Origin of the sequence: Enterobacter sp. ZOR0014 (assembly GCF_000798855.1) — a bacterium.
Lineage (GTDB): Bacteria > Pseudomonadota > Gammaproteobacteria > Enterobacterales > Enterobacteriaceae > Enterobacter > Enterobacter kobei.
Genome location: NZ_JTLF01000144.1, coordinates 1 through 6,358 on the forward strand (window position 1 = coordinate 1; position 6,358 = coordinate 6,358).

Here is a 6,358-nt window from a genome sequence, read left to right on the forward strand (position 1 = left end):
CCATCATTATGAGTGATGTGCTCTAACCAACTGAGCTACGTAGCCATCTTTTTTCGCGTTACCTTATCGGCGTTGCGGGGCGCATTATGCGTATAGACCCTTGCAGCGTCAACACCTTTTTCAACGAAAATAGCCGGAATGTGACTGTTTGGTTAGGTTGCGAACAGCGTGACCGAATATTCGGCAATTATTGGTTATTAATCGTTTTTCGAGAGTGAAATGCAAGGCAAAAAAAAGGCCCCAGAGGGGCCTGATTAGAATCGTCGCGATTATTTGTAGGCAGACTGGTGAACGCCTACCGCGCGGCCTGATGGATCGTTCATCGCTTTGAAAGATTCATCCCATTCAATCGCTTTGGCAGACGAGCAGGCGACGGATGGGCCACCCGGAACACACTCTGCCGCACTCGGCACCGGGAACAGCTCTTCAAAGATTTCACGGTACAGATACGCTTCCTTCGAGCCCGGCGTGTTGTACGGGAAGCGGAAGCTTGCCGTTTCCAGTTGCTGGTCGGAAATCTGTTTTGCTGCCACCTCTTTCAGGGTGTCGATCCAGCTGTAACCTACACCATCAGAGAACTGCTCTTTCTGACGCCACGCCACGCTCGCGGGCAGGTATGATTCAAAACATTCGCGCAGGATATGTTTTTCCATTTTACCGTTGCCGCACATTTTGTCCTGCGGGTTGATACGCATCGCCACGTCGAGGAATTTCTTATCCAGGAACGGGACACGCGCTTCCACTCCCCATGCCGACATTGCTTTGTTGGCACGTGCACAGTCAAACATATGCAGTGCCTGCAATTTACGCACGGTCTCTTCATGCAGCTCTTTGGCGTTTGGCGCTTTATGGAAGTACAGGTAGCCGCCAAACACTTCGTCAGAACCTTCACCGGACAGGACCATCTTGATGCCCATCGCTTTAATCTTACGCGACATCAGGTACATCGGTGTTGAGGCACGAATGGTAGTAACATCATAAGTTTCAATGTGATAGATCACATCGCGGATTGCATCCAGGCCTTCCTGCACGGTGAAGTGAATTTCATGGTGCACGGTGCCCAGATGGTTTGCCACTTCCTGCGCAGCTTTCAGGTCAGGTGCCCCTTCAAGACCCACGGCAAAGGAGTGCAGCTGCGGCCACCAGGCTTCGGAGCGCTCCTGATCTTCCACGCGGCGAGCGGCGAATTTCTTGGTGATCGCGGAGATCACGGAGGAGTCCAGACCGCCGGAGAGCAGCACGCCGTAAGGTACATCTGACATCAGGTGGCTTTTCACGGAATCTTCCAGCGCCTGACGCAGCTCGGCTTTATCCGTCACGTTGTCTTTAACCGCGTCATAATCGAACCAGTCGCGCTGGTAGTACGGACGGATCTCACCGTCTTTACTCCACAGATAGCTGCCTGCCGGGAACTCTTTAATGGTGCGGCAGACCGGTACCAGAGCTTTCATTTCAGAGGCAACATAGAAGTTGCCGTGTTCATCGTGGCCCATGTACAGCGGGATAATACCGATATGGTCGCGGCCAATCAGATACGCGTCTTTTTCGCTATCGTACAGGGCGAAGGCAAACATACCCTGCAGGTCGTCCAGGAATTCCGGACCTTTCTCCTGATAGAGCGCCAGAATCACTTCACAGTCAGACCCGGTCTGGAAGACGTAGCGATCGCCGTACTCGGCGCGCAGTGCCTGATGGTTATAGATTTCACCGTTAACAGCCAGCGCGTGCGTTTTTTTCTCGTTATACAGCGGCTGTGCACCGGCGTTGACGTCTACGATAGACAGACGTTCGTGAGCCAGAATCGCTTTATCACTGGCGTAAACGCCTGACCAGTCCGGGCCGCGATGGCGCATCAGGCGGGACAGTTCGAGTGCTTTTTTACGCAGTTCGCCCGCGTCAGTTTTAATATCCAGTACGCCAAAAATTGAACACATAACCTTCTCCGTTAACCCTGTTGCTTTGTAATGTTGCTTGCTTATGAAAATGCCGCAAAGGGAGAAGGGGCGCAAGAGATTTACGGGTGTAAACGGAAATAGTGCAATGGTGATTGCGGAATAGTGAAAAAAGAGTACGTCATGAACACTTTTATTGATGATTATGCAATAAAGTGCGCTTTTTGTTAGATGTGGTTTTATTTGTAAGGGCTAAAAATGAAAAACCACGCCCTGAGCGTGGTTTGGTATCAGATAATGTCAATTTCATCGACGGAGGGGTAAATCCAGCTTGGTCGGAACGGCATCGAATCAATGTCATCAAGCTGCGAGACGCCGGACAGCACCAGAATGGTTTCCAGACCCGCCTGGAAGCCGGCCAGAATATCCGTACGCAGGTTATCGCCGACAATAACCGTTTCTTCCGAGTGGGCCTGCATTTTATTGAGCGCGGCGCGGATGATCCATGGGCTTGGTTTGCCGACATAGAATGGCTTGCGCCCGGAGATTTTTTCAATACCGGCACACAGCGCGCCACAGGCCGGATAAAAACCTCGACCGTGGGTATCCGGGTTGGTGGCAATGAAGCGCGCGCCGTTGGCAACGAAGAACGAGGCTTTATGCATCATCTCCCAGTTATAGGAGCGCGTTTCACCCACAATCACGAAGTCCGGATTGACATCGGTAATCGTAAAGCCCGCTTTATACAGCTCGTGGATCAGCGCGCCTTCGCCGACCACGTACGCTTTTTTGCCTTCCTGACGTTTCAGAAAATCCGCCGTTGCCATCGCCGAGGTATAAAACACACTGTCCGGGACGTCGACGCCCGCCGTCGCAAAGCGGTTTGCCAGATCCTGACCGGTCTGAGAAGGGTAGTTCGTGAGAAGAACCAGAGGCATTCCTTTGTCGATGATGCGGTGAAGAAACTCCGCAGCACCTGGTACGGCAACGTTGTCGTGCATCAGCACGCCGTCGATATCACAAATTACATTCTTAATGGTCATGGACGTTCCGACATCAAAAAAAGAAGGCGTTACTATAAGGTCCGATCAACTTTCCAGCAAATGCTGCAGCAGAATACCGTTGAGCATGGCGCGTTTCACCAGCGCAAAAGCGCCAATTGCCGAGCGATGGTCAAGTTTTGAACGAACCACAGGGAGATTCTGGCGGAATGCTTTCAGCGCCTGGGTGTTAATACAGCCTTCAATCGCGGGGAGCAGCACCTTTTCTGCTTCAACAATTTCTCCGGCTATCACCACTTTTTGTGGGTTAAACAGGTTAATGGCGATGGCGATAGTTTTCCCCAGATGGCGCCCAACCTGCTCGATCACCTCACAGGCCAGCGCGTCGCCTTTATTGGCGGCTTTGCAGATGGTGCCTATCTTGCAATCAGCCAGCGTGACGCGACTCTGGTAACCTTGTTCAAGCAGATGGCGAACGCGCTGCTCAATGGCCGTGTTGGCGGCAATGGTTTCAAGGCAGCCGAAGTTACCGCAGTGGCAGCGTTCGCCCAGCGGCTCGACCTGAATGTGGCCGATCTCGCCGACGTTACCGTTGCGACCAATAAAAATCCGACCGTTAGAAATAATACCTGCGCCTGTCCCGCGGTGGACACGCACCAGAATAGAGTCTTCGCAGTCCTGACTCGCACCAAAGTAGTGCTCTGCCAGTGCCAGAGAACGAATATCGTGGCCGACAAAACAGGTCACTTTAAAGCGTTTTTCCAGCGCATCGACCAGCGCCCAGTTTTCCACCTGAATGTGCGGCATGTAGCGAATCACGCCGCTTTCCGGGTCGACCAGACCGGGTAAAATCACTGAAATTGCAATGAGCTCGCGGATCTTACGCTGACAGCTCTCAATAAAGTGCGCGATGGTATTCAGCAGCGCGTGCTCCAGCGTCTCCTGGGTGCGCTCGGGAAGGGGATAGTGCTCTTCCGCAATCGCTTTGCTGCTCAGATCGTAGAGCGTGAGCGTGGTGTCATGACGGCCGAGCCGAACGCCAATCGCCTGAAAATTGCGGGTTTCGGTAATAATGGAGATAGCGCGGCGGCCCCCGGTAGAGGCCTGCTGATCGACTTCTTTGATCAAACCGCGCTCAATAAGCTGGCGGGTAATTTTTGTCACGCTGGCGGGAGCAAGCTGGCTTTGTTCGGCTATCTGAATTCGAGAGATTGGCCCGTGTTGGTCAATCAGGCGATATACCGCCGCACTGTTAAGTTGTTTAACGAGATCGACATTACCGATTTGAGCTTGTCCGCCTGGTGTCATACTTTTACTTACTCAGTGACGACCTCGTTACCATTAACGATGGTCTTAATAATTTTATAATCGTGTGTGAATGCCGTCAGGTTTGCAACCATACCCGGTGCAATTCCGCCAAGCTGTTTATCCACGCCGATTGCGCGAGCCGGATAAAGGGTAGCCATACGCAGGACTTCATCAAGCGCAATCCCACAGTGCTCAACCAGGTTACGCACCCCTTCAATCATGGTTAAAGAGGAACCGCTCAGCGTACCGTTTTCATCCACACACAGTCCATTGCGGTAGTATATTGTTTTACCGGCAAAAATGAACTGCTCAATATTTGCACCTGCTGGTGCAGTGGCATCGGTAACCAGGCAAAGCTTGTCACCTTTCAGGCGCTTGGCATTACGAATGTTGGTGTAATCCACATGCATACCATCAGCAATAATGCCGCAGTAGACGTCTGGCTCGTCCAGAATCGCCCCGACCAGACCCGGTTCGCGACCGGTGATATAAGGCATGGCGTTGTAAAGGTGCGTGGCGAAGGTAATGCCCGCGCGGAAGCCCGCTTTGGCTTCTTTCAGCGTGGCGTTTGAGTGCCCTGCTGAAACCACAATCCCGGCGGCAGCCAGTTTGCTGATCACGTCAGTGCCGGTCATCTCTGGTGCCAGCGTCACTTTAGCGATCACATCGGCGTTCGCACACATGTAGTCGACCAGTTCAGCGTCAGGCTTGCGCACGTAATCCGGGTTATGAGTGCCTTTCTTCACGATATTCAGCCATGGCCCTTCCAGGTGCAGACCGAGCGCCTGATTAGGGTGTTTGGCGAGGTATTCGCGCATCACGCGGATACCCTGTTTCATCAGGTCATCACTGCTGGTGATGAGCGTTGGCAGATAGCTGGTGCAGCCCGATTTCTCGTTGGCTTTCTGCATGATTTCCAGCGTTTCAACCGTCACCGCCTCGGCAGTGTCATTGAATTGCACACCGCCGCAGCCGTTCAGCTGTACGTCGATGAAACCGGGGGAGATTACTGCTCCATTGAGTGAGCGCTGTTCAATCCCTGGCGGCAGTTCTGCCTGCGGACAAACACGTTCAATCAGGCCATTGGCGATAACAATCGCATGGTCATCCAGAATTTCGTGGCCGGTATAAATCCGACCGTGGGTTAAAGCGTACATAACGACCCCCGGTTAAAAAAAGCGGCCGCCTCTTAGAGAAGAGGCGGTTAATCAATTACAGACCTTTGATGTTCTCGGCTTCTAACTCGTTGAAGTATTTCAGCGTTTTCACTTTCAGCTCCATCGTGGACGGTTCGTCGCAGACGATGACTGATTTTGGATGCAGCTGCAGGCAGCTGATGGTCCACATGTGGTTAACGTTGCCTTCAACGGCAGCCTGGAGCGCTTGCGCTTTCACGCCACCCAGCACCAGAATCATCACTTCTTCGGCATCCAGCAGGGTGCCTACGCCAACGGTCAGGGCGTATTTTGGAACCTGGTTCACATCACCGTCAAAGAAGCGGGAGTTTGCCACGCGGGTGTCATGGGTCAGCGTTTTAATACGCGTGCGAGAAGCCAGGGACGATGCCGGCTCGTTAAACGCGATATGACCATCGTTGCCCACGCCGCCCATAAACAGGTGGATTTTACCGTAAGAACGGATTTTTTCTTCGTACTGACGGCATTCTGCGTCAATATCAGGCGCATTTCCATTCAGCAGGTTAATATTTTCCGCTGGGATATCAACGTGATCAAAGAAATTCCGGTGCATAAAGCTATGGTAGCTTTCCGGGTGGTCTTTTGGCAGGCCGACATATTCATCCATATTGAAGGTCACAACATGTTTGAAGCTAACCTGGCCCGCTTTGTGCATTTCAACCAGGGCTTTATACGCCGTCAGCGGAGTACCGCCGGTTGGCAGGCCAAGAACGAAAGGACGATCGGCGGTAGGCTTGAAGGCATTAATGCGGTTAACGATATGGCGAGCGGCCCATTTACCGACTTGTTCAGCAGTTGCCAGGGGAATCAGTCTCATTGTTCACCTCAAGAGTTAAAGTAGAAGAGTGGGCGGATGGCTACCGGAACCTGATACTTAAGCGTAACCTGGAACCTTTCAGGCTGGATCAATCCGTCTTGATTTTTTGAATGATAAAATAAGTTTTCGCTGTTAGCCAGTGAA

The 6,358-nt window shown here is 52.4% G+C and carries 5 protein-coding genes; all 5 read right to left on the minus strand.

The window, feature by feature from the left end; translation table 11 throughout:
• Positions 1-269: 269 nt before the first annotated feature.
• Complete coding sequence (gene asnB, locus L977_RS07355; RefSeq protein ID WP_047625505.1) at positions 270-1,934, minus strand: asparagine synthase B; 1,665 nt, start codon at positions 1,932-1,934, stop codon at positions 270-272.
• Between the two features lie 248 nt (positions 1,935-2,182).
• Complete coding sequence (gene nagD / locus L977_RS07360; RefSeq protein ID WP_008501057.1) at positions 2,183-2,935, minus strand: ribonucleotide monophosphatase NagD; 753 nt, start codon at positions 2,933-2,935, stop codon at positions 2,183-2,185.
• A 45-nt stretch (positions 2,936-2,980) separates the two neighbouring features.
• The gene (gene nagC / locus L977_RS07365) at positions 2,981-4,201 is read right to left on the minus strand and encodes a DNA-binding transcriptional regulator NagC (RefSeq protein ID WP_014883011.1); all 1,221 of its coding nucleotides are present in this window, start codon (positions 4,199-4,201) and stop codon (positions 2,981-2,983) included.
• Positions 4,202-4,209: 8 nt separating this feature from the next.
• Entirely contained in the window at positions 4,210-5,358 is a 1,149-nt protein-coding gene (nagA, locus tag L977_RS07370; RefSeq protein ID WP_045268243.1) for an N-acetylglucosamine-6-phosphate deacetylase, read from the minus strand.
• Between the two features lie 55 nt (positions 5,359-5,413).
• Positions 5,414-6,214, minus strand: a complete 801-nt coding sequence (gene nagB / locus L977_RS07375; RefSeq protein ID WP_008501061.1) for a glucosamine-6-phosphate deaminase — start codon at positions 6,212-6,214, stop codon at positions 5,414-5,416.
• Positions 6,215-6,358 lie beyond the last annotated feature (144 nt).

Excerpts from the sequence above, each read along its gene's own strand:
- nagA (WP_045268243.1), bottom strand. The coding sequence starts at position 5,358 with ATGTACGCTTTAACCCACGGTCGGATTTATACCGGCCACGAAATTCTG.
- asnB (WP_047625505.1), bottom strand. The coding sequence starts at position 1,934 with ATGTGTTCAATTTTTGGCGTACTGGATATTAAAACTGACGCGGGCGAA.
- nagD (WP_008501057.1), bottom strand. The coding sequence starts at position 2,935 with ATGACCATTAAGAATGTAATTTGTGATATCGACGGCGTGCTGATGCAC.
- nagC (WP_014883011.1), bottom strand. The coding sequence starts at position 4,201 with ATGACACCAGGCGGACAAGCTCAAATCGGTAATGTCGATCTCGTTAAA.
- nagB (WP_008501061.1), bottom strand. The coding sequence starts at position 6,214 with ATGAGACTGATTCCCCTGGCAACTGCTGAACAAGTCGGTAAATGGGCC.